The sequence below is a fragment of the Streptomyces sp. NPDC048566 genome, from assembly GCF_043199735.1.
Lineage (GTDB): Bacteria > Actinomycetota > Actinomycetes > Streptomycetales > Streptomycetaceae > Streptomyces.
The window spans coordinates 310425-333598 of sequence record NZ_JBICWL010000006.1 but is presented as its reverse complement, the minus strand read 5'-3'; the positions used below and the strand labels follow the sequence as shown (position 1 = coordinate 333598).

The window sequence follows — 23174 nt, the reverse complement described above, 5'->3', positions numbered from 1 at the left end:
GTGCCCGGGCAACTATTCCGATGCTTCGGCGTACTAACGAATCCTTGACCGTTCCGTGAGGATCTGACTCGCCGTCAGCGGACGGGAGCGCCTCTCCTCCGGCCCGGACGGGGGCGGCTCGGACGCGCGGGGAGGGCTTCTCTCCCGGCCCGGACCGGGGCGTCCCGGGCCCACGGGCAGGGCTTCTTTTCCCGGCCGGCCGGGGCGGCCGGGTCCCGGGGGAGGGGTCTTCTTCCGGCCCGGACGGGGGCGGCTCGGACGCGCGGGGAGGGCTTCTCCTCCCGGCCGGCCGGGGTGGCTCGGGCCGCGGGGGAGGGGCTTTCCTCCGGACCGGACCGGTGCTGTTCGGGCCGCCGGGGGCCTCTTCCTCGGGTCCGGGCGGCTCGGACGTCCGGGGGCGACGCGCCGGGCCGGGCGCGGGGCGCGGTGGGCCGGCCGGTGACCGCCGCTACAGCCAGCCCTGCTGCCGCGCCTCGCGCAGCGCCTCCGCACGGTTGCGGGTGTGGGTCTTGCCGATCGCCGAGGACAGGTAGTTGCGGACGGTGGACTCCGAGAGGTGGACGCGGGCGGCGATGTCCGCGACCGTCGCGCCGTCCGCCGACGCCTTCAGCACGTCGCACTCGCGCGGGGTGAGGGGGTTCGGTCCCGCGCTCAGCGCGGCGGCGGCGAGCGCCGGATCGATCACGGTCTCGCCCGTCAGAACCCGCCGGATCGCCTGCGCGAGGTCCTCCACGGGCCCGTCCTTGACGAGGAACCCGGCGGCTCCCGCCTCCATGGCCCGCCGCAGGTAGCCGGGGCGGCCGAAGGTGGTCAGGATCAGCACCCGGCAGTCCGGCGCCTGCTCGCGCAGCGCGGCGGCGGCGTCCAGCCCGCTCATCCCCGGCAGCTCGATGTCCAGCAGCGCCACGTCGGGCCGGGTGGTCAGCGCCGCGTCGACGATCGCGTCGCCCGAGGAGACCTGCGCCACCACCTCGATGTCCGCCTCCATGCCGAGGAGCAGGGCCAGCGCCCCGCGCATCATGCCCTGGTCCTCGGCGAGCAGGACGCGCAGCGACGTGGCGGGGCGGTGGTCCTGCGGCATCTCGTCCATGTGCCCAGAGTAAGCGCGGAGTTGCTGGTCGGAGCCGCACCGGGCGCCGCCGGCCGCCCGCGCCGGGGGCGCCCTCGTGCCAGGGGGCGCCCTCGTGCCGCAGGGAGCCCCCGTGCCGTAGGGAGCCCCGCGGGCGCCGTCGGCGCCGGGGACGGCGGACGGGCGTCAGGGCCGGCCCGCCGCATCCGCCAGGTCCGCCGTCTGGAGGGGCAGTTCCGCCCGCACCCGGAAGCCGCCGCGCGGGGTGCGCCCCGCTTCCAGCGAACCGCCCGCCGCGGCGAGGCGCTCGGTCAGGCCCGTCAGACCCGTCCCGCCGACGCCCGGCGGGGGAGTGGCCGCACCGCCCTCGGTGCCGTCGTCCGTGACGGTCAGGCGCACCAGGTCCCCGGTGCCCTCGACGGTGATCTCGCAGCGGGCCGCGTCGCTGTGCCGCACGACGTTGGTGACGGCCTCGCGCAGCACCCAGCCCAGCAGGGCCTCGGTCTGCGGCACCAGGGGCGGCCCCGACCGCTCCACGACCGTCTCCACCCGGGCCGCCGACAGAGCCGAGCGGGCCCGGTCCAGCTCGGTGGCGAGGCTGCCCTCGCGGTAGCCGGTCACCGCCTCCCGGATCTCCGTCAGGGCCTGCCGGCCGACCGACTCGATGTCCGTCACCTGCACGAGCGCCGCGTCCATGTCCCGCGGAGCCAGCCGGCGGGCCGCCTCCGACTTCACCACGATCACCGACAGCGTGTGCCCGAGCAGGTCGTGCAGGTCCCGCGAGAAGCGCATCCGCTCCTTCTCCACGGCCTGCCGCGCCAGCTCCTCCCGCGCCGACCGCAGTTCACGCACCGCCTCCGACAGGGACAGGATCGCCGCCGTCACCATCGTCGACAGGAACGTGCCGTACGCGACGTTCACCGCGTCCCAGCCCGCGCGCACGGAGGACACCACCGCGGCGAGCACCGTCAGCGCGAGGCCCGCCTTCCCGAGCCACGGGCCCCGCAGCACCGCCCCGGTGGCCAGCCCGAGCAGCGGGAAGAAGTACAGCCAGCTCCCGCCGTACCCGATGGCCAGCCCGCAGGTGACCAGCCCCATCAGCGCCAGCGCCAGCCGGGTGGAGCGCGCCTCCCGCGTCACCTTCGTGAACGCCCGGAACGTCACGTAGATGTAGAGCGAGTTGAAGGCGAGCAGGCCCAGCCCGCCGATCCAGGGCTGCTCCGTCTTGCCCTGGAGCAGGTTGGAGAAGGAGCCCAGGCCCATCAGCAGCCACGGCAGCAGCGCGAAACCGGTGGGCGGCGGCCCCGGGTTCTCGGGCATCGGCCGGCCGCTGCGCCGGGCGGCACGGCTCTCCGCCTTGAACCGCTCCATGTCCGCCTTCCAGCGGGCCCGCTCGGCCCGCAGCTCCCGCACCCGGCAGGTCGGGCCGCTTCTCTTCGCCATGTCCCGCTCCCTGCTCAGACGGTTCGTGCGGATCGACGGTACGAGACGGCGCCGTAGGCACCGAAGACGAGCAGCCAGGCCGACAGCACCGCCACCGCCGCGACCGACGGCGCCCGGCCCTCGGTGACCGACACCCCCAGCTCCGCGAACCGGTTGGCGGGCGTGTACGCCGCGACGGAACGCAGCCAGCCGGGGAAGAGGGCGAGCGGGAACCACAGGCCGCCGACCACCGACAGCCCGAGGTTGCACACCATGTTCACGACGCCCGTCGTCTGCGCGGTCAGCCGGTAGCCGTTGCCGAGGCCCAGCAGGGTGAAGGGAACCGACCCGATCCAGAGCAGCACGGCGGTCGCCGCCCACTGCCACGCCTCCAGCCGGACTCCATTGACCAGGCCGCCCGCCGCCAGCACCGCCGTGATCGCGGGCAGCACGGTCACCGAGCCGGTCAGCGCCCGGCCGAGCACCACCTGGCGGGGCGTCATCGGGGTGACCCGCAGGTGCCGCAGCCAGCCGGTCACCTTGTCCTCGGCGACCCCGCCGCCGGTGTTGAGCGCCGAGCCCACCGCGCCGTACGCGGCCATCCCCACCATGGACGCCGTCTTCCATCCGCCGTCGTCCCCGGCGCCCAGGTTGGTGAACAGCAGGTACATCATCACCGGCATGGCCACGCCGCCGACGACGAAGCCGGTGTCGCGCAGGGTCCGGCGCACTTCGAGCCACAGGTAGTCGACCATCACACCGTCTCCAGGGCCGGTGAGGTGAGGGCGAGGAAGGCGTCGTCCAGGGAGGCGGGGGCGACCTCCAGGCCGCGGATCGCCCCCCTGTCCGCCAGCGCGATCACGGTCGCGTCCGGATCGTCCGTCCGGAGCCTGGCCCGGTCCCCGCGGATCTCCACGGCCAGCACACCGGGCAGCAGCGCCAGGTCCGCTCCGCTGCGTCCCGCCAGGTCGAAGGCGACCCGTCCGCCGCCGGCCGACCGCCGCAACGCCTCACCGGTCCCGTCCGCGACGATCCGCCCCCGGTCGAGCACCACGATCCGGTCGGCGTGGGCGTCGGCCTCCTCCAGGTAGTGCGTGGAGAACAGCACGGTGCGCCCGCGCCGGGCGTAGGCCCGCATCGACTCCCAGAACGCGTGCCGCGCCTCCACGTCCAGCGCGGCCGTCGGCTCGTCGAGAACGATCAGCTCGGGGTCCCCGGCGAGGGCCACCGCGAACCGCACCCGCTGCGCCTGCCCGCCGGACAGCCGGTCCACGCGCCGCCCCGCCAGCTCCGCGACGCCCGCCAGCCGCAGCGTCTCGGCCACCGGGCGGGGCGCCGGGTAGCGGCCCGCCACGAAGGAGACCAGCTCTCCCACGGTGACGCGCGGAACCGGCCGGGTGTCCTGGAGCATCGCCCCGACCCGCCCGGCCCGCACCGCCTCCTCCGGCCGGCGGCCGAACAGCGCGACCGATCCCGCGTCCGGCTCGTCCAGCCCGAGCAGCAGGGAGACGGCCGTCGACTTCCCCGCCCCGTTGCGTCCCAGCAGCGCGACCGTCTCCCCGCGCCGTACGTCCAGGTCGACGCCGGCCACGGCGCGCACCGCGCCGAACGTCTTGACCGCCCCCGTGAAGGACACGGCCGGTGGTGTCCCCGTCGTCTGTGTCATGGGAACGACGCTAGAGGCGCGCGCCGGTGCCCGGCAGATGCAGGTGTCAGCACCGCGCCGGGACAAATGTCATGCCCGCCCGGCACCGCCCCCGTCGCCTCGCCTCACACGGCCCGGCTGCCGTCACCGGTGCGCCGAACGCCGCGCCGCTCCCGCCCGCGGCCCGGCATCCGCCCGTGCCCGGTACTCGCCGGTGCCCCGGCGCCGGGGCCCGCCCGCGCGCCGGGCCGACGAGCCGGTCGTGCGAGACGCCCGGCCGGGAAACCCCGGCCGGGCGTCTCGTCAAGCCTCCGGCCACGGCCGGTCGACCCCGTGTGCCGCGATCCGCCGGCTGGGAGCGGGGCCGTACGCCGTCCCTGCCGGGTCCGTTGCGGACCCGGTTGGTCGGCCCGGCTGCCGGGGCCGGCGGTCTGCCGGTCCCGGCAGCCCGTCAGGCGGTGGTGCCACCGGCCGGCTTGCGGTGACGGCCCTGCGGCGCCGCCTCGTCGTCGTGCCCCGAGACCGGACCGCGGTGCTTTCCGTGCCCCTCCGGCAGGGCCGTCGACGTCTCGTGGACGTCCGAGCCCCGCGTCTCGGCGGTGCTGATGTCGTTCATGGAAGTACTCACCCCGTATACAAGATCCTTCGTTTTCAGCCGGGGGAGTCTAACGTGCCGTCATCTCCCTGGCCCCGGAGGGTGACGTTTCTTCATCCGCTCCGCGCGATTCCTCCCCGCCCCCGGGAGCGGCCGTCCCGCTCCCCTCCGGCGGGGCGGCGGCCGGGGCACCGGCCTCCGGGCCTCCCGCGCCGGGCGCCACGCCCTCCTCGGCGACGGCCGGCCCCGCGGGCAGCGGCGACCCCGCGGGCACGGGCGCCCCAGCGGGCATGGGCGCCCCAGCGGGCACGGGCGGGCCCGCGTGCAACGGGCGGCGGTGGGCCGGAGACGTGCGGTGCGGCGGGAGGACCTGGGCTCCCGGGGCGGTGAGAGGCCGGGCGCCGGCACCGTCGGAGTGGTCCCCCGCGGGGTTCGCCTGGGTTCCGTGGCCCGCGGGGGCCTGGCGGTCCGCACGGGTCGGTGAGGCGGTCTCGGGCCCCGCGTCCCACGACTCGGGGGCGGGGCCCTCCGGCGGGAAGCTCCTCAGGGGCGTCGCGCCCCGGAACTCCGTGAAATCGGCGTAGACCCCGGCACCGGGAAGGCCCGCGGCCTCGGCCCCGGTGAACACGGGAGCATCCGTGAACGCCGGTTCCCCTGCGGGCTCTGCGGACGGTACGGACGCGACGGGCGGGGCCGGGGGAGGCGGCGGTGGGCCCTGAAGCGGCTGCTCCGGCGGCGCGGGCGGACCCGCAACGAGGGCCTGCTCCGGCCCGGAAGGCTGTGCGGGTCCCGGGAGGTGCCCGGGGCCCGGCTCGCGTGAGACTCCGGCGGGCGACTCGGGATCGAGCAGCGGTGAGGCGGAGGGAAGGGCCCCGGGACCGGGGAGCGGGGGAGGAGTGGCCGCGGGCTGGGCGGCGAGCTGCGCGAACGGGGCGGGGGCGAAGGCGGCGGGCGCGGGTGCGGCGGTGGGGTGCGCGAAGGAGGTGGCCCCGGGTTCGGCGGTGGGGTGCGTGAGGGAGTCGGGCGTGGGTCCGGCGGTGGGGTGAGCGAAGGGAGCGGGGGCGGGTGCGGGGGCGGCCCAGGCGTCCGTCGGCCCGGGCAGCGGCGAGGCCGCGCTGTGCGGCCCCGGCCGGGTGCCGCCGAACGCGGCCCGCTCCGGGGGGAGTCCGGCGCCGCCGGGCAGCCCCGGGTGGTGCAGCTCGACCTCGGCCGGAAGGGTCGCGATGAAGCCGGCGCCGAGGCTTCTCCCGGGCGGGGGAGTGGCGGCGATCTTGGTCCACAGCCCCGGTCTCGGCCGGCGGACCTCGGTGGCTCCGGCGGGTTCGGCGGTCACTGGCGCGGGCGGGTCCGGCTCGGCCGGGGCGGCGACCGCGCCGGCCCGCGGAAGTCGCCCGTCGACGCGAGGGCCGGCGCCGTCGTCCGCCGACGGCCCGTCGCCCCGAGCGGCGGACGGGTGGAGGTCACCGGCGGACGGGTGGACGCCACCCCCGGGATACCGCTCGCCCCCGCCGCCGCCCGTCCGGGGTTCGGTGTCGGCGCCGCTGTACGGCCGCCGGTCCGTTCCCGTACCGGCGGAGTCCGGCTCGGCGTCCCTGTCGTCGTACCGCCCGCCGATACCGCCGGGGTACGGACCCGGGGCCGCCGGCAGGGCCCCGGCCGGTTCCGGTGCCGGCACCGGTGCTACCGAAGCCGGGGCCGGTGCGGGGAAGGGGTCGACGTCCTGACGAGTCCAGCGCGGCGCGGCGCCGGCCCCCGCTCCCTCCGCCGGTGCGGGCGTCGGCGCCGGAGCCGCCGGTACCGGCGGGGGCGGGGCGTCGGCCGGCGCACCGGGCGCGGGGACGCCCGCGGCCGGCGTGACCGGCCCGGGGACGGCCCGCGGGGCCGTCGCCGAGCCGTCCGGTCTCCGCGTGGACAGGGCCGTGCCGGCCCCCGCGACCGGGCCCGCGCTCACCGCGACCGGCCCCGCGCTCACCGCCGGCTGCCGCGGTGGTGCCGGCCGGCTCGTCAGCGGGGCCTGCTGGAGCGGGACCGGACGCGACGCGGGGCGCTGCGGCGCAGCCGCCTCCCCCGCCTCCGGCTCGCGCGACGGCGCGGACACCACCAGCCGGGCGACGCCGCACCGCACGCCCTCGGTCGCGTAGGGGAGGTGGAGGACGCCTTCGCCGGACCACCGTCCCGTGCCGGCCAGCCAGCCCTCGGGGGCGGGCCGGTGATCGATGCGCCGTTCGGAGGGGCGCCACATGCCCACCCAGGTGCCGCCCGGTCCGTCCAGGCGCAGGGCGACCGCGCAGGTCTCCGGGGTCAGCACCTGGCCCGGCTGGATGGCGAACGGCGTGATCGAGCAGCCGGTCGCGGTCAGGCACTCCGGGAAGCGGACCGGAAGGCTGCTGCCCAGCACACCCCAGCCGAGCCGCTCACGGCCGGGCGACGGCGCGTCGGAGCGGATCAGCAGCAGCCCGCTGTCCGCGTCCGCGAGGAGCAGCCGGTCGTTGCTGTGGTCCGCGATCTGGAGGAGGGGCGACACCTCCCCGCGGCGCTCCAGGTCCACGACCACCGCCTTGGTCCGGCCGCCGTGGAACCGGTCCAGCGCCAGCAGGCGTCCCGTGCCGTCCAGCCACACGCCGCCCGAGCAGTGCCCCGGCACCTCCGCGAGATGCTCCGGGCCGAACGTGCCGCCCGCCACCAGCCACACCGCCGTGGACCCCCGTCCCACGGCGAGGGCGTACGCCCGCTCGCCGTCCGGTGCCGGCGGCAGCAGCCGCATCCGGGTGCCCGGGTCGGGGCACTCGACCGCGCCGAGCTGCAGTTCACCCGTGCCCGGTCCGGTGGGGTAGAGCAGGGAGAAGGCGTGGCGCCCGTCGGCCACCCGGTGGATCAGCACCCTGCCGTCCGTCAGGGGCAGCACCTCGGTGCCGGGCTCCTCCGGCTGGTGCGCGGGCAGCGGGACGGCGTACGGCTCCGGCCCGTCCAGCGTCCAGCGCTCCGGGTACCAGGACGTGCCGTCGCAGGCCAGCCGCGCTCCGTACGTCCCGTCCGCGGTGATGACGCAGGCGGGCGGAGCGGGCCACCGGCCCGCGGCGTCGCCGCCCGCTTCGCCCCAACCGCCCGCCACCTCGGGCTCCGTCGCACCGGCCGTCATCGTTCGGTCACCTCCGACGACGACGGTAGTTTTCGCACGCACAGGCGGGGGACCGACGGGCGGCGGCTTCACACATAAGGGTGGCCGTGCCGGGATTCGCCTGAGGGAACGGGGGCTCATGTGCTGAACCGCGGTGCGAGGAGGGGGCGCAGCCGCCCGGCCCGCCGGGTCCGGGCGACGGGGGCGCGCGCCGGCGGCGACGGCCGAGGCGGCGCTGCGGGCACCCGGCCGCCCGGGCCGTCGGGAGCGGTCCGCGCGCCCGGCCGACGCCGCGGGGAGAGCCGGTCCCGGGGCGGTCGCGGACGGTCCGCGGCCCGGGCGCCGGCCGGGTGGTCCGCGGCCGGTCGGAGAGGCGGCGGGGCCAGGTAGCCTTTCCCCGTGCCCCGTCTGTCTGAAGTCATCACCGCGCTCGACTCGCTCTGGCCCCCTGGGCAGGCCGAGAGCTGGGACGCGGTCGGCACCGTGTGCGGCGATCCCGACCAGGACGTCACCCGTGTGCTGTTCGCCGTCGACCCGGTGCAGGACATCGTGGACGAGGCGGTGACGCTGGGCGCCGACCTGCTCGTCACCCATCACCCGCTCTACCTGCGCGGGACGACGTCCGTGGCGGCCGGCACCTTCAAGGGCCGGGTCGTGCACACCCTGATCAAGAACGACATCGCGCTGCACGTCGCCCACACCAACGCCGACCGCGCCGATCCCGGGGTCAGCGACGCCCTGGCCGGCGCGCTGGGGCTGCGGGTCGTCCGGCCCCTCGTGCCCGACCCCACCGACCCCGCGGGCCGCCGGGGCCTCGGCCGTGTCTGCGAACTCGACCACCCGCTGACCGTGGGCGAGCTGGCCGCCCGGGCCGCCGAGCGGCTGCCGGCCACCGCGCAGGGCATCCGGATCGCGGGCGACCCCGAGGCGCCGGTCCGCACCGTGGCCGTCAGCGGCGGCTCGGGCGACAGCCTCTTCGACGACGTGCGCGCCGCCGGCGTGGACGCCTTCCTCACCGCGGACCTGCGCCACCACCCGGTCTCCGAGGCCCGCGCCCACAGTCCTCTCGCGCTGCTCGACGCGGCGCACTGGGCCACCGAGTGGCCCTGGTGCGAGCTGGCCTCCGCCCAGCTCGACGAGATCTCCGACCGGAAGGGATGGGGACTGCGCGTCCACGTCTCCCGGACGGTCACCGACCCCTGGACCGCCCACGCGGCCTCCCCCGACGACTCATCAGGAGCCCCCAACTGAACGCCGAGCCCGCCGACCAGATCCGACTTCTCGACGTCCAGGCACTCGACGCCCGCCTCCAGCAGCTCGCGCACCGGAGGAAGTCGCTTCCCGAGCACGCCGAGATCGAGTCGCTGACCAAGGACCTCGCCCAGCTGCGCGACCTGCTCGTCGCCGCGCAGACCGAGGAGAGCGACTGCGCCCGCGAGCAGACCAAGGCCGAGCAGGACGTCGACCAGGTGCGCCAGCGTGCCGCCCGCGACCAGCAGCGCCTCGACTCCGGCGCCGTCACCTCCCCCAAGGACCTGGAGAACCTCCAGCGCGAGATCACCTCGCTCGCCAAGCGGCAGGGCGACCTGGAGGACGTGGTCCTGGAGGTCATGGAGCGCCGCGAGTCCGCGCAGGAGCGGGTCGCCGAACTCACCGAGCGCGACGCCTCCGTCCAGTCGAGGATCGACGACGCGACCGGGCGCCGCGACGCGTCCTTCGAGCAGTTCGACACCGAGGCTGCGACGGTGACCAAGGAGCGCGAGGTCATCGCCGCGACGGTCCCCGCCGATCTGCTCAAGCTCTACGACAAGCTGCGCGAGCAGCAGGGCGGCGTCGGCGCGGCCCGGCTCTACCAGCGCCGCTGCGAGGGCTGCCGCCTGGAGCTGAACATCACCGAGGTCAACGAGGTGAAGGCGGCGTCCCCCAGCACCGTGCTGCGCTGCGAGAACTGCCGTCGCATCCTCGTGCGTACGTCCGAGTCGGGCCTGTAGGGCCCGGGGGACCGGGAGCCGGGCGCGTGCGCGAGTTCGTCGTCGAGGCCGACGGGGGGTCCCGGGGCAACCCGGGGCCCGCGGGCTACGGGGCCGTGGTCCTCGACGCGGTCACCGGGGAGACGCTGGCCGAGCGGGCCGAGTACATCGGCGTCGCCACCAACAACGTCGCCGAGTACCGCGGTCTGCTCGCCGGGCTGCGGGCGGCGCGCGACCTCGACCCCGGCGCGCGGATCGCGGTCCGGATGGATTCCAAGCTCGTCGTGGAGCAGATGTCGGGCCGCTGGCAGATCAAGCACCCCGACATGAGGCCGCTGGCCGCGGAGGCGGCGCGGACCGTCCCGCGCGACCAGGTGACGTACGAGTGGATCCCCCGGAAGCTGAACCGGCACGCGGACCGGCTCGCCAACGAGGCGATGGACGCGGGCGCCCGGGGCGAGACCTGGTCGCCCGCGGACGGCGCGGTCGCGGGTGAGGGTTCGCCCGCCCGGCCCGCCACGGCGGTGCGCGGCGGCGCGGCCGGGAGCGGCGCGGCGCCCGCCGAGGAGCGCGGAGACCGGCACGCCGGAACCGGCGGAACCGACGGGACGGGCGGAACCGGCGGGACGGGCGGCGCCGGCGGAACCGGTGGCACCGCCCCGGACGAGCGGGCCGGCGATCGGCCGACGGGGGCGACGGGCCCCGCACCGTCCTCCGGCGACGGGCCGGCGACGGCGGCGGACGACCGCCGTGCCGCGCGGAACGTGGCGGCCGGCACCCCCACGCTCGGCTGGGGCGCCGCACCCGACATGGGCGCCCCCGCCACCTTCGTGCTGCTGCGCCACGGCGAGACGCCCCTGACCCCGCAGAAGCGCTTCTCCGGTAGCGGCGGCAGCGATCCGTCGCTGTCCGCCGCGGGCCGGGAGCAGGCCGAGCGGGCCGCCGCCGCACTCGCCACCCGTGGCACGGTCCAGGCCGTCGTGGCCTCCCCGCTGGCCCGGACCCGGGAGACGGCGGCCGTCGTCGCCGCCCGCCTCGGGCTCGACGTCACGCTCGACGAGGGCCTGCGCGAGACGGACTTCGGCGCCTGGGAGGGGCTGACCTTCGGCGAGGTCCGCGAACGCCACCCGGAGGACCTGACGGCCTGGCTCGCCTCGCCGGACGCCGAACCCACCGGCGGCGGCGAGAGCTTCGCCGCGACCGCCCTGCGTGTCGCGGACGCCCGCGAGAGGCTGGCCGCCGCCCACGCGGGCCGTACGGTCCTCCTCGTCACGCACGTCACCCCGATCAAGACGCTGGTGCGACTGGCCCTGGGCGCCCCGCCGGAAGCGCTGTTCCGGATGGAACTCTCGGCGGCGTCCCTGTCGGCCGTCGCCTACTACGCGGACGGCAACGCGAGCGTCCGCCTGTTCAACGACACCTCCCACCTGCGCTGAAGCGCCGCCCCGCTGACTTCCCTCCCCGGCCTGGCGCGGAGAGGGGAGTCGGGGACGGGGACAGGGCCGGATAGGAGGGCCGGGGCCGCGCGCCCGGGGACGGAGCCGCGCCCGGGGAGGCCCTAACCGCCCAGCGCCGACGCCTCGCGGGCCAGCCGCTCCACCCGCTGCCAGTCGCGCGCGGCGACCGCCTGCGCCGGGAGCATCCAACTGCCGCCCACGCAGCCCACGTTCGGGAGGGCGAGGTAGTCCGGCGCGGTGCCGGGACCGATACCGCCGGTGGGACAGAACCGGGCCTCGGGCAACGGGCCCGCCAGCGACCTGAGATACGCCGTGCCGCCCGCGGCCTGGGCGGGGAAGAACTTCATCTCGCGGACCCCGCGCTCCAGCAGCGCCACCACCTCCGATGTGGTCGACACCCCCGGCAGGAACGGCACCCCGGCCGCCTCCATCGCGGCGAGCAGCGTGTCCGTCCACCCGGGGCTGACCAGGAAGCGGGCGCCCGCCGCGACCGACGCCGCCACGTGCTCCGGGGTCAGCACCGTACCGGCGCCGACCACCGCCCCCGGCACCTGCGACGCGACGGCCCGGATCGCGTCGAGGGCGGCCGGGGTGCGCAGCGTCACCTCGATCGCGGGCAGCCCGCCGGCGACCAGCGCCCGCGCCAGGGGGACGGCGTCGGCGGCGTCCTCGACCACGACGACGGGCACGACCGGCGCGAGATCCAGGACGGAGGCATGGGGGGACGCGGGCAGCGGCGAAGTCATGGCGCCCATCCTGCCCGCGGTATGCAGCATGCGCAAAGGTCGTTGCGCATGCTGCAACGTAGAGGGATGGCTCTCAGTGGATCTCGGTGACCACCACGTCGAGGGCCCACGGCCGGCCCGCCCGGCCGGGCGCCTCGGCCTCGACCGTGTGGCCGAGGTCCCGCAACGCCTCGACCAGCTCGGCGGGACCCTTCGGGGCGATGCCCGCCGTCAGCAGACTCCGGACGATCTTCCCCTTGGTGGCCTTGTTGAAGTGGCTGACGACGGACCGCTTCTCGACGCCGTCCACGAGCTGCGCGTGCAGCACCCGCACCGTCGCCGTCCGCCCCGCCACCTCGCCCTTCGGCTTCCACGCCGCCGCGTACGCGGACGACCGCAGGTCCAGGACGAGGCCCTCGCCGGCCGCCTCGGGAAGCGCGCTCGCCATGGGAGCGCGCCAGTGGGCGCCCAGGGCGCCGAGGCCGGGCAGCCTCACCCCCATCGAGCAGCGGTACGAGGGGATCCGGTCGGTCGTCCGGACGGCGCCCCACAGACCGGAGAACACCAGCAGCGAACGGCCCGCCCGCCGCTTGGCCGCGGTGTCCAGCGAGGCGAGGTCCAAGGCGTCGTAGAGCACGCCGGTGTAGATCTCCCCGGCCGGGCGCGCGCCCGCGGTCGGCAGGCCGGCGTTCTTCGCGACCTCCCCGCGCAGCCCCTCGCTGAGCCCGAGCACCTCCCGCGCCTTCTCCTCGTCGGCCGCGCACAGCTCGGTCAGCTCCTCCAGGACCGCCTGACGGGCCGCGCCGAGGCTGGGCAGGGCCAGCGACTCCAGCTTGACCGGGGCGCCCCGGCCGGAGGGGGCCTTGCCCTCGGAGGGCGGCAGCAGCACGAGCACGGTTGGATCTCCTCACGGTGGACAGGCCCGGCGCCAGCCTAAAGGGTGCGGCACACCCGCCCGCGCCCCGCCGGTGCCGCGGCTGGCGCGGGGCGGCCCCGGGCGGGCCCGGACCCGTCCCGCCGACGCCCGGTCCGTGTCACCCCGGCCGGCCGGTACCATGGTCGGCACGGCAGACGAGCCGGGCGGGCGGCCGCGTGGAGGTTCTTGTGGACCTCCCCGAGGAACGTCCGGGCTTCACAGGGCAGGGTGGTGGCTAACGGCCACCCGGGGTGACCCGCGGGACAGTGCCACAGAAAACAGACCGCCGAGAACTCCGGTTCCCGGTAAGGGTGAAACGGTGGTGTAAGAGACCACCAGCGCCTGAGGTGACTCAGGCGGCTAGGTAAACCCCACCCGGAGCAAGGTCAAGAGGAGCGCCCTGAAAAGCGCTCTGCGCGGACGTTCGAGGGCTGCCCGCCCGAGTCCGCGGGTAGACCGCACGAGGCCGGCGGCAACGCCGGCCCTAGATGGATGGCCGTCGCCCCGACGTCCGCGAGGACCCGGGGCACAGAACCCGGCGTACAGCCCGACTCGTCTGCCGCCAAAGGGCATCGCGACCAGGGAACGTACTGGTCAGATGTCCTTTCTTGCCGAGTCTCGAGCTTGGTCGAACTCCGGTCCGTACCGGTTCAAACCGGACCTCACGGCGACGAGCTTAGCCACGAAGGTAGCCATTGCGGGCACTCGTGCTGATCACTGGGTTGCGGTGATTTCCGCGCCTTGGAGCCCGGCCAATTGTCAATTCCTTGAGATTTTCCGCTGCTGCGCGCCGCTCAGGATGGCAGACGACGCAGGAACGGGCTCGGGGTGCCGTGCCAGAAGATGTCGAGGCTGTCGCGTGCCCGGGTCACCGCCACGAACAACAGGGATCGAGCCCGCTGGAGTTCCCTCCGGTAGCGGGCTGGGTCCAGTTGACGCAATCGGTTGACCTGCTCGCGGGGGACCAGACCGTCGCTGACCCCGGCGATGATCATGCGCTGGTACTCCAACCCTTTGAAACGGAACATGGTCCCGATGTGGACTCCGGGCTCGCCCCGGGCGCCGTCGGCGCCGATCTCCAGGGCCCGGATGCCGTGTTCCCCGAGTGTGTTTCCGAGCTCACTTGCCATCACATTGGTGGGAACGCAGATAGCGATCTGCTCGTGTGGGATCCGCTCGTCCGGGTGGGCGTCCCAGGCCAGGATGTGTGCGGCGATCGCTCCACGCTCCGTCTGCCAGTCCGTGCACGGGTGCATGCCGGGTGCGCTGCCGCTGAGCACGGAACGGTATCCGGCGAGGGTCTCCGAGTTCCCATCGAGGTCGTCGTACGTCTCCTCACCCAGCACCCCCAGCGCGGAGCGCAGGATCTGCCGTGTTGTGCGATAGCTGAGGCTGAGCTTCGCGGACCGGCCCCGGATGTTGATACCGAGGCTGCCCAGCGTCACCTGGTTCTTGTAGATGCGCTGATGGGTGTCACCCACCAGGAACAGGTCATCCGAGTCGCGGGCTGTCATGGCGCGCAGCATCTTCCAGTGCGCGGGGCGCAGGTCCTGAGCCTCGTCGACCACGATGTGCCGGTACCGGTAGCGGAGCCATCCGCCCGAGCCGTCCTGAAGGTGGATGTTGTCCAGACCACCCGCTTCCTCCCGCTGCCGTTCGATTGCGCGGATGCGCTGCTCGCGCCCTATCTCCAGACGGGCGGCCCGTTCGGCGACCTGGTCCCACGTCTGACGCCCGAGCCTGTCCAGACGCTGCGTGAAGCGTTCGGCGAGCTGCCAGATGGCGGCCCTTTCCGCCCGGCCGATGTTCTTACCGCGTCCCGCCCGGCGGGCCCGGAAGTAGTCGGTGCGGGTGCCGACCGCCTGTCCGAGGATCACCTGCGTCCACTCGTCGTGCAGGAACTCCGCGTCCCAGTCGCTCTCGCCGAGTTCGTCGAGCATCGCCCGCCATTCCCGTACGGCCTGGCTGTCGTCGATGGTCTGCTTGCGGCTGCCGGGCTCGGCTTCCCGCACGACGCGTAGCGCGAGCTGGTCGACGTGGCTAACCTCCACCCGTGACAGCAGCTGTTCACCGCCCAGTTCCAGGAGGCGGGAGCGCAGGTCGGCAGCGAGATTCTTGTTGTAGGTGGTCAGCAGCACCGGCTTGTTGTGACCGGGCGGCAGCTGGGACACGAGGTGGCGGACGCGGTGCAGGGCGACGATGGTCTTTCCGGTGCCGGGGCCGCCGCCGACCCGTGCGGGGCCGGAGTAGCGGCGCTCGACCAGCTTGGACTGGGCAGGGTGGAGGAAGACCTTCCAACGGCCGAAGTCCCCTGCCTCCAGCGCCTCGCGCAGCGCGTCGTCGGAAGTGGTGACCACCGTGGCCCGCCGTTCGGCGGCCGTCTGGAAGTCCTCGGTGTCGACGGGCTCCGGAGCGGCGACGGGGGCGGTGACCTCGTCCCGTACTTCTTCGAACGGCTTTCCGTCGTGGAGCGCGAGCAGGACTTCGCCGGTGAGCTGCGGCGCGTACTCGATCAGACCGAGGAGCTGTTCATCGGTGGTGAGGGAGCGGATGACCGGAACCAGGGGCTCGGCCACGCCCAGTTGGATCAGCTGTCCGTCGGTCCAGGCGGCGAACAGTGGCTCGGGAGCACGGGGTTGGGCTTCGGCGGAAGGGGCTGGAACGGCCGGGGCGGCGGTCGGTGGCTCCTGCGGCGGGATGCGCCGCAGCACGCTGTCCTCCACCACCTGGAGGTCGACGTACTCGATACCGCCGGTGACGGTGTTGATTCCGTACGCCAGCCGATCGTAGACCTCCTTGCGGTGCTTGACCGAGACGATGAGCCAGTCGTCCTCGGCCAGTCTGAGCAGGAGGGCGCGGTACTCGTCGTTGATTCGAGCGGACCAGATGCGGCTGTCGCCCTTGAGCTGTTTCAGCTTGAGTCCCGGGGTCCGCGGGTTCTCCTTGAACTTGTGCTGGAAGTCGAACAGCGCACCCTTGACCGTGCGCGGGAGCCGGAGGATCTCCTTGTCCGCCTTGTCGAGCAGGCGCAGCGTCACGCCCCCGTTCCTCGTCATGCCAACTCCCCGTTCTCGTTCTCGTTCTTGTCGTTCCCGGTCGTGCCGGCTTCCGGCCGTCCCGCTCCCGTAGGACTGCCGTCGCTTGTCGGCGCGGCAGCGTCGCCGAGGCGTCCGGCGATCTCCTCCGCGGTCCATTCGCCCGCCGGACGTACGTCCCAATGGGCGGCGGCGAAGGCACGGTCACGGTCCTGTGCCTCGTGATCCGGTTCTTCGGGCGTCCCTTGTGGCGCCAGCACCACGCCGAGCCGGGCGTCCGGCCAGGCCAGTTCGGCCTGCCAGCCGTGCTCGTCGAGTTCGAAGCCGTCCTCAGGCGCGGGTACGCCCAGGTCCGCGAGCGCGTGAGCCAGTTCGGCCAGGCCGGCTTCGTCGGGGTCCACGTACTCCAGTACCGCGTCCCAGGCGCCGTCCCGCCGGGGCCCGGTGCCGGACGGCGGTTCCTCGGTCGTTCGCGCCGGTACCGCGGGCAGCCCGGCGGTCACAGCAACCGGTGGCAGGCTGTCCGATGCCCGCTGAAGCTCTCTTTCGACGATTGGCGTGACCCGCGTCGAGGACAGCCAGCCCTGGCCGCCGGTCACGGTCAGCACGTCGGCGGTGAAGCCGTCGAGCAGCGTGGTGGTGAGCTGGGCGCTGTCGCCCCCGCCGTGCTCCAGGAACTGCAGCACATTGCTCCAGTACAGCCAGGCCTGCCAACGCCTTTTGTGGGTTTTTTCCTCCGTGACGGCTTGGGCGCTGTCGTCCAGGAGCGTCAGCCCCGTCCAGGTCGGGGGCCGGCGCCGCACGTCGGCGACCAGGACGAGGCGGCATCCGGACCTGTCCGTCGCCGCGAGGACACGCACAGGCCCCTTCGGCTCGTCCACGACCTCGTCGCGCAACGCCGCCTCGACGGCTCGGCCGACCGCTTCCGCCCCGACCGGTGCGTCCCGCAGGCCGGGTGCACCGATGAGGCCGGCCACCGTGGCTTCGGCGCGATGGTGCCACCGTCGCGCGTCAGGGTCACCAAGGTAGGCGAGCAGCAGCTCGGCCGGGTTGACCCAGACGGTTTCCGACAGTTCTCCGGGCAGCCCACCCCGGGTCTGGGCGTAGTAGGAGCGCGCCCGGTCCTGCGCGGCCCGGTCGTACGGCATCCAGACCGGATCGACGGGGGAGACTCCGGCATAGCCGGTGTCGCGGACGCGGAGTCGCCACTCCTTGACGTCGTAGTACGTCAGTTGGAACACCCTCAGCCCGTCGGCCCGCAGCCGGGCCCGTTTCGTCGCGTCGTCCGCGAGACGGTTGTGCTCGGGGCTCGCGTGATACCGATATCCGTCCAGATAGACGGCGAGCCGTGGTCCGGGAGCGTCGAGTCGCTCGAAGAGCACGTCGGGTCGGGTGCCGTCCAGGACGCGCTGCTGCGAGACCCGCCAGCTCACGGTCGCTCCGTCGCCGGAAGTCAGCCGCAGGTCCAGCGCCCGGGTGCCCGCCGGGGTGGTGTACGTGTCCGCCGCCGCACGGGACTCCGGCTGCTTGGCCCACTCCTCGAGCGTGTCGACGAACATGACCTCCAAGTCGCTCTCCGCCTGCTGTTCCAGCGGGATCTGGCGGGTCGTCGAGACCGGTGAGGTACGCCAGCGTTCGCCATCGGCTCCCAGCAGTTCGTCCAGCATGGACTGCACTTCGCGGCGGGAGACCCGGTCGTAGTCCGACGGGGGCACCCTGCGCAGGAGGCACTGGTGGCAGCCGTCCAGCTCCTTCTGCTGGCAGGGGCAGTTCTCGATGACCTCGCGTGCCTTCAGCAGCACTTCGCGGAACCCGGCCGCGGATGCCAGCCGGTGCAGATAGCCGGTGCCGCCGGGCAGCCGGTCGTAGACGACGAGGAAGCGCCGCGGGAAGTCGGAGCCGAGCTGTTCCGGACTGTCCGGCATCGAGGCCGCGGCGATCTCGATGTGGTCGGGGTCGCCGCCGTAGCGCGCCGCGATACCGGCGAACAGCGCCGCGGTGAACGAGGCGAGCCGCTCCCGGGCTCGTGTCACGGAGGCGGGCAGCAGAATGCGCACGGCTTCCGTGGTCAACTCGTGGGCCAGAAGCAGCGGTACGTCCTGACCCGTCCCTCGCCTCTCGCCGTGCCCGGAGCCCTGAGTGCGTCGCCGGGGGCACCACAGCAGATGGTGGGCGCTCCCCTTCGTGGCAGCGGCCCCCGATTCGGTCAGCGCATGCTGCGACTGGTCGACGACCGGCCGGCCGTCCGCCGTCGCGCCGCCGCAACTCGTGCAGACGTAGAACGGGTTGATCCGGACATCCTCGCCCGCCAGCGGAACCGTGGAGCTGCCGTCCTGCCGGTCGAGTCCCAGGTTCAGCGTTCTGATGACGGCCCGGCGGGAGAAGTCCACGCCGAAGGTCGCCGTGTCGTGCCGCCAGGAACCGGTCGCCAGGTGCGCGGGGTCGATGTCCACGGTGGTGAGGACCGCGTACTGCCGGCGGGCGCGCTCGTCGCGGTCGTCGCGCACCCGTGCGTCGTCCCGCTTGTCGCGCGCCACGACCCGACGCGGCTGGAGCACGTACTGGACACACCCCGCGTCCGCGATCTCACGTCCGTCGCAGCGCGGACAGGGCGAGGTGTCGGTCTGTGCGTCGCGTGTGCGCACGTACCCACAGGCCGGGCACAGTCGCCACACCGACCAGGCCCGGCGTTCCGGGCTGCCGATGTCGAGGGCCCGTACCACGTGCTTGTAGCCGTTGACGTAGAAGCTGTTGCCCGGGGCGAGTTCGGTGAGGGCGATCTTGCGGGAGCGCTCGTAGTCGCGGGTCTCGCTGCGGTAGACGCGAGGTGTACCGGCGGGGGTGCGGTGTTCCCTGGGCGCCTCGGTCCCGCCGGGCGTCTGGGCGGTCTCGTCGGTGTCCGAGGGGACCTCGGACCAGTACAGCGTGGCCTCCAGCTGCGTCGTGGTGTCGGCCAGGCTGTAGTTCGGCAGGAGACCCAGCTCGACGAGCGTGCCGTGTGCGCTGGTCCGGCTCAGGTCCCGCAACAGATCGCCGGTGCTGCGGCGTTCGGCGAGCAGCTCCCGTCGTTCGCGGTCCTGGATCTCGTCCGTGCGGGCAAGCGCGTCGACCGCCTCGTCGATCGCTGCGATCCTGCGCCGCAGCTCCTCTCGCCGTTCCGTCCAGTCCTCCTCCGCCTCCTGGAGCGCGCGCACGATGCCGCCGTTCGCGTACTCCCGGAGTGCGTCGGCGGCGTGCGCGGACACCCCGGCGTCGTCACCGTCCCGCGAGGGGGAGTCACCTGGGCCTTGCACGGGGGACCCACCCTCGGGGAACAGGGCCAGGAACTGCTCGACGAGTGTCGCCCCATACGTTTGTGCGGCATCCGCGAGGTCCTGGCACCAACCCGTCGTTCCGAAGAGAGCGGACGCCAGCCGGGGCACCGGCTGCAACTGCTCGCCGTCCGCGGTCCTGAGTCCGCCCCGCGCGGCGAGGTCCAGCAGCCACGCGGTGTACTGGCGGCGCAGGATCTCCACCGCCGACAGATAGCAGCCCGGCGGCACGATGTCGCCCGCGATCATCTCTCGCGGCTGGTCCAGGTAGTACAGGTCCCGAGCCCGGCGCCCGCCGAACGCGACGACCAGCGCGTTGCCCGTCTTGCGTCCCGCGCGGCCCGACTGCTGCACATAGTTCGCGGGCCCCTTCGGCAGCGAGCCGATCAGGACGGCCGAGAGGTCGCCGATGTCGATGCCGAGTTCCAGCGTGGGCGTGCAGGACAGCACGTTCGGGTCGGTGTAGTGCGTGCCGGCGCGGAAGGTCCGCTCGACCTGCTCGCGCTGCGCACGGGTCAGCATGCCGGTGTGCTCGGCCGTCACGACTCGGAACGTGCCACCGGTCAGGTAGAGCCGCCGGTAGTAGTCGTTTGTGTAGTCCCGCTCCTGCAGAGCACCGAAGCCCGCCCCCGTGACGCCCCCGCTGACGCCGTCCGGTTCGGACGGTGCCGAGAGGCGCATCCCTGGTTGCGGCGGTGTCAGGTAGCCCTTGCACCGGTAGCGCGGGCACGGATGGCCGTACCAGCGAGTACGCCGCTCCGGGGGCACGACCTGCTGCCAGCCGCAGTCCTCGCACGCCACGAACGCCTTGTTGACGATCGAGTCGTCCAGCAGCCGTACCTGGATGTGGCCGGGCTGGAGACCGTAGACGCGTGTGGTGCGGTCCTTCGCCGTCCGCACGCTGAGCACGTGCTCGTCGGCCAGGGCGGGCAGCAGCCGACGGAGGTACTCGGTGGCCCCGACGGCGTCCAGCCCCAGACAGCGGCGGGTCCAGTCCTGGAACCAGGCCTGCCGACCGGTCACCACGTCGAACTCTGTCCTGTCCTTCTGGCCGTCCAGCAGAAACCTCGGCGGGGCGACCCCTTCCGGGAACGCGGGCATGCCGTCCGGTCGCCGCCCACTGATGAGGAACCGGTCGGCACCGGCCTCCCGCATCCACTGCTCCAACCACCGGTGCCGGACCGCGCCGCGCAGCCGCAGCCGCTCCAGAAGGCCACGCACATAGGCGAGATACCGCTCAGGTGTCGGGAGTCCGCCCGTCATCACCATCTGGCCCGGCAGCGCGAGGTGCAGATCACGGGCGAGGTCGGTGACCCGCTCAGGGTTCTCGACGACGACCTCGGCGGCGGCCGTCCGCGTGAGCTCCAGGGTGCGACCGAGCCGTGACCGCAGCCCGAACTCCATGACCGTGGCGAACGCCAGCCGCTCACCGATCAGCCGCCAGGTACGGGCGTCTCCGGTACCGCGCCCCGACAACACCCGGTCGACACCCGGCTCGTCGTGCAGATCCGGCGGTACGACGGCGGCCAGCGCCTCGGGGTCGTCCACCGAGTCGAGCACGTTGCCGATCAGGTCGTTGAGCGCGGTCGCCGCGCCCGAGTCGTCGAGGTTGTGCGCGAGCAGTGACCTCAGCGAGAACTTGTACGAGGCGTTGGCAACGTACCCGGCGCGGTGCGCGGCGTCCTGGGTGGAGTCGTTGAACAGCAGTGTCTTGCGTTCCTCCGGTACCAGCGCGATGTCCCCGCCTGTGAAGAGCTGGGTGACCGTGGCCGAGGCGAGCGCCGCCTGTGCCGTACCGAGGAACCGGATGCTGTTGTCGGTGTTGCACGCCGGACAGCGGTCGTCCCTGGCCGCCTTGTCGGCGGTCTTCTTGTCTAGCAGCGCTAGCGCGAACCAGGCTTCCACCAGGTCCCCGTCGTCTCCCGCCGTCGGCAGCCGGTAGGTGCCCTGCGCCCCGTCGAGTACCACCACGGAGAGCGGATCGACGCCGCTGCCCGCGGGCAGTCGCCCGGCCGGCGCGTCGAGTGCCTGGCGCCGCTCCGGCTCGGTCGCGGAGATGAAGTAGCGGATGCGGCGCTTGTCACGGCCGACGCCGGCCCGCCAGATCCGGTCCTGCGCCATGACGAGCTGCTGTGGATCGGACTCCGGGGACAGCGCGGCCCAGCCGGATCGCCCGCACGCGCGACAGTAGACGGCGGGCAGATGCACCTGCGCGGGCCGCACCGCCGTATCCGTGCCTGCCAGGGGCCGCGGCCGGTTCGCCCCGCCCGAGAACCCGTTGCCCGAGGAGGCCCCGTCTTCCTCGTCCGAGGGGGGAGCCGCGGCCAGGGCAGCGCGCCGGGCCTGCGCGCGGTCGTCCTCGTACCAGCGGAACTCCGGTGTCCGGCCTACCCCGCGCAGCACACGCGTCACCGGCCGCACCCAGAGATGGGCCTCCACGTGCAGCAGCGGACGCGGACGCCGTTCGTCGGAGTCAGGGTCCCGGGCGGCGGACAGCAGGGCCACGAAACGGGACAGGGCTTGCAGCACCAGCTGCGGATTCTCCCGGGCGGTGCGCCCCCAGGCGTATCCGAAGCGCGCGAGCCGGTCCCGCAGACCCCACTCGTCCAGCGGCTCGCCGTCGAGCAACGCGAGGACGCCCTGCGTGAAGTCGTGCCGCTTCAGCAGACGGCCGATACGGAACGCGTCGAGGCCCTGCCGCCCCAGCATGCGGGCGGCGAGCCCGTCCAGGTCCAGCAGGTCCGGCTTCGCCTCCACGCCGACGCCGCCCGACACCGCGATGACCTCCTGCGGAGTGGGCGGCTCGGGAAGCGCGTAGTCGACCTCGCCGGTGAACTCCTCGGCGGTCATCCGCTCCTCGCCGATGACCGCGTCCGCCGTGAACGGCATGCCGAACACCTGCGCCGCCACGTCCAGGATGCCCCCGGCCGACGTGCCCGCTCGCCCCGCGCCGAGCGTCGCGGAGGTCGCCACGGGGCAGATCCGCCCCAGCGGACGGTCCGGCCGCGTCGCCCCGACCGCCGTCGCCAGCCGACGCAGCAGCATGGCCACGTCGGTGCCCTGCGCGCCGTCGTAGGTGTGGAACTCGTCCAGCACCACGTACGCGACGTCCGCGCCCTCCCACAGAGCCCGGTCCTCACCGCGCTGCAGGAGCAGGTCCAGCATCTTGTAGTTGGTGATCAGCACGTCCGGCGGGGAGACACGCATCTCCTCGCGCCGGGTCAGGACCCGCCGGAAGTCGGTGTCCGGCCGGTCGCCGATGTACAGACCCGCGGTCACCTGGGCGAGGTCGGTCGCGGTCAGGTAATCGCTGATGCGGCCCGCCTGGTCGGTGGCCAGCGCGTTCATCGGATACAGGAGTACGGCCTTCACACCGCGCCGCCCGAGAGCCTTCTGCCGTCGGCAGTGGTCGAGCACCGGTACTAGGAACGACTCCGTCTTGCCGGAACCCGTGCCGGTCGTCACGAGCGTCGGCTCGGCCTCCCTGCCACCCAGCGTGCTGAGCCGCTGCCATGCCTTGGCCTGGTGCCGCCACGGTGTGAACCCGGGCCGCCACTCCAGATGCCGTTCCCACCCGTCGTCCGCCTTGTGGAACGGCGTCCTGATCCGCAGATACGGCCCCCGGAAGATCCCCGACTCCGGGTCCCCCAGAAACCGCTCCAGGGCCCGCCGGGTGTCGTCGTCGGCCAGTGCGTAGGTCGTCGTGAGGTACTGCGTCAGACTGCCCCGCAGCTGCGCGGCGGCCAGAGTGGGTTTCACGACGCTCCCCTTCGTCCGTGGATCCCGAGACGCGCGCGTGGCAACGGTCGCCTCGTGTGGTGCGGATCAACCGTATAGCGCAGGTCGGACAGTGTGTGAGGGGACGGGTACACCGTGTCCGGGTGATCCGGCGCCGGCCCGCTGCCGCATCG

Annotated in this window: 13 protein-coding genes and 1 other RNA gene; 4 read left to right on the top strand and 10 right to left on the bottom strand. The window is 74.0% G+C overall.

What is annotated here, in order from left to right:
* Positions 1-448 precede the first annotated feature (448 nt).
* The 6 genes from ACGFS9_RS13825 to ACGFS9_RS13800 form a co-directional block, all read right to left on the bottom strand.
* Positions 449-1090 (bottom strand): response regulator, encoded by a 642-nt coding sequence (locus ACGFS9_RS13825; protein ID WP_393253034.1) that lies wholly within the window; start codon positions 1088-1090, stop codon positions 449-451.
* A gap of 165 nt (positions 1091-1255) precedes the next feature.
* Complete coding sequence (locus tag ACGFS9_RS13820; protein WP_393253033.1) at positions 1256-2512, bottom strand: sensor histidine kinase; 1257 nt, start codon at positions 2510-2512, stop codon at positions 1256-1258.
* A 14-nt stretch (positions 2513-2526) separates the two neighbouring features.
* On the bottom strand, positions 2527-3246 hold the full coding sequence (locus ACGFS9_RS13815) for an ABC transporter permease (RefSeq protein ID WP_393253031.1): 720 nt from the start codon (positions 3244-3246) through the stop codon (positions 2527-2529).
* The gene (locus ACGFS9_RS13810) at positions 3246-4157 is read right to left on the bottom strand and encodes an ABC transporter ATP-binding protein (RefSeq protein WP_393253029.1); all 912 of its coding nucleotides are present in this window, start codon (positions 4155-4157) and stop codon (positions 3246-3248) included. Before ACGFS9_RS13810 ends, ACGFS9_RS13815 begins: the two co-directional genes overlap by 1 nt.
* Before the next feature lie 430 nt (positions 4158-4587).
* Positions 4588-4764 carry a hypothetical protein gene (locus ACGFS9_RS13805; protein ID WP_393253087.1) on the bottom strand — a complete coding sequence of 59 codons (177 nt, stop codon included), beginning with the start codon at positions 4762-4764 and terminating at the stop codon, positions 4588-4590.
* A gap of 37 nt (positions 4765-4801) precedes the next feature.
* Positions 4802-7870 (bottom strand): hypothetical protein, encoded by a 3069-nt coding sequence (locus tag ACGFS9_RS13800; protein WP_393253027.1) that lies wholly within the window; start codon positions 7868-7870, stop codon positions 4802-4804.
* 378 nt (positions 7871-8248) lie between these two features.
* Between ACGFS9_RS13800 and ACGFS9_RS13795 the strand changes: the two genes are divergently transcribed.
* The 3 genes from ACGFS9_RS13795 to ACGFS9_RS13785 are packed head-to-tail and all read left to right on the top strand — an operon-like array spanning position 8249 to position 11255.
* Entirely contained in the window at positions 8249-9100 is an 852-nt protein-coding gene (locus tag ACGFS9_RS13795) for a Nif3-like dinuclear metal center hexameric protein (protein WP_393253026.1), read from the top strand.
* Positions 9097-9840, top strand: coding sequence for a zinc ribbon domain-containing protein (locus ACGFS9_RS13790; protein ID WP_393253084.1), 744 nt, complete (start codon positions 9097-9099; stop codon positions 9838-9840). Before ACGFS9_RS13795 ends, ACGFS9_RS13790 begins: the two co-directional genes overlap by 4 nt.
* 26 nt (positions 9841-9866) lie before the next feature.
* A complete protein-coding gene (locus ACGFS9_RS13785) occupies positions 9867-11255 on the top strand; it encodes a bifunctional RNase H/acid phosphatase (RefSeq protein WP_393253025.1) in 1389 nt (462 codons plus the stop codon).
* A 122-nt stretch (positions 11256-11377) separates the two neighbouring features.
* Here the strand turns inward: ACGFS9_RS13785 and eda are convergent, their stop codons facing one another.
* Positions 11378-12022 carry a bifunctional 4-hydroxy-2-oxoglutarate aldolase/2-dehydro-3-deoxy-phosphogluconate aldolase gene (gene eda, locus ACGFS9_RS13780; RefSeq protein ID WP_393253024.1) on the bottom strand — a complete coding sequence of 215 codons (645 nt, stop codon included), beginning with the start codon at positions 12020-12022 and terminating at the stop codon, positions 11378-11380.
* A 73-nt stretch (positions 12023-12095) separates the two neighbouring features.
* The gene (gene yaaA, locus ACGFS9_RS13775) at positions 12096-12896 is read right to left on the bottom strand and encodes a peroxide stress protein YaaA (RefSeq protein WP_393253022.1); all 801 of its coding nucleotides are present in this window, start codon (positions 12894-12896) and stop codon (positions 12096-12098) included.
* A gap of 177 nt (positions 12897-13073) precedes the next feature.
* Here yaaA and rnpB point away from each other — a divergent pair.
* An RNA gene (gene rnpB / locus ACGFS9_RS13770) (RNase P RNA component class A) lies at positions 13074-13476 on the top strand.
* 235 nt (positions 13477-13711) lie between these two features.
* On the opposite strand, the gene ACGFS9_RS13765 is transcribed toward rnpB, so the two are convergent.
* Together ACGFS9_RS13765 and ACGFS9_RS13760 are read right to left on the bottom strand one after the other, a co-directional pair.
* On the bottom strand, positions 13712-15973 hold the full coding sequence (locus ACGFS9_RS13765) for a UvrD-helicase domain-containing protein (RefSeq protein WP_393253021.1): 2262 nt from the start codon (positions 15971-15973) through the stop codon (positions 13712-13714).
* Positions 15970-23022, bottom strand: coding sequence for a DEAD/DEAH box helicase (locus ACGFS9_RS13760; protein WP_393253020.1), 7053 nt, complete (start codon positions 23020-23022; stop codon positions 15970-15972). Before ACGFS9_RS13760 ends, ACGFS9_RS13765 begins: the two co-directional genes overlap by 4 nt.
* Positions 23023-23174: the final 152 nt, after the last annotated feature.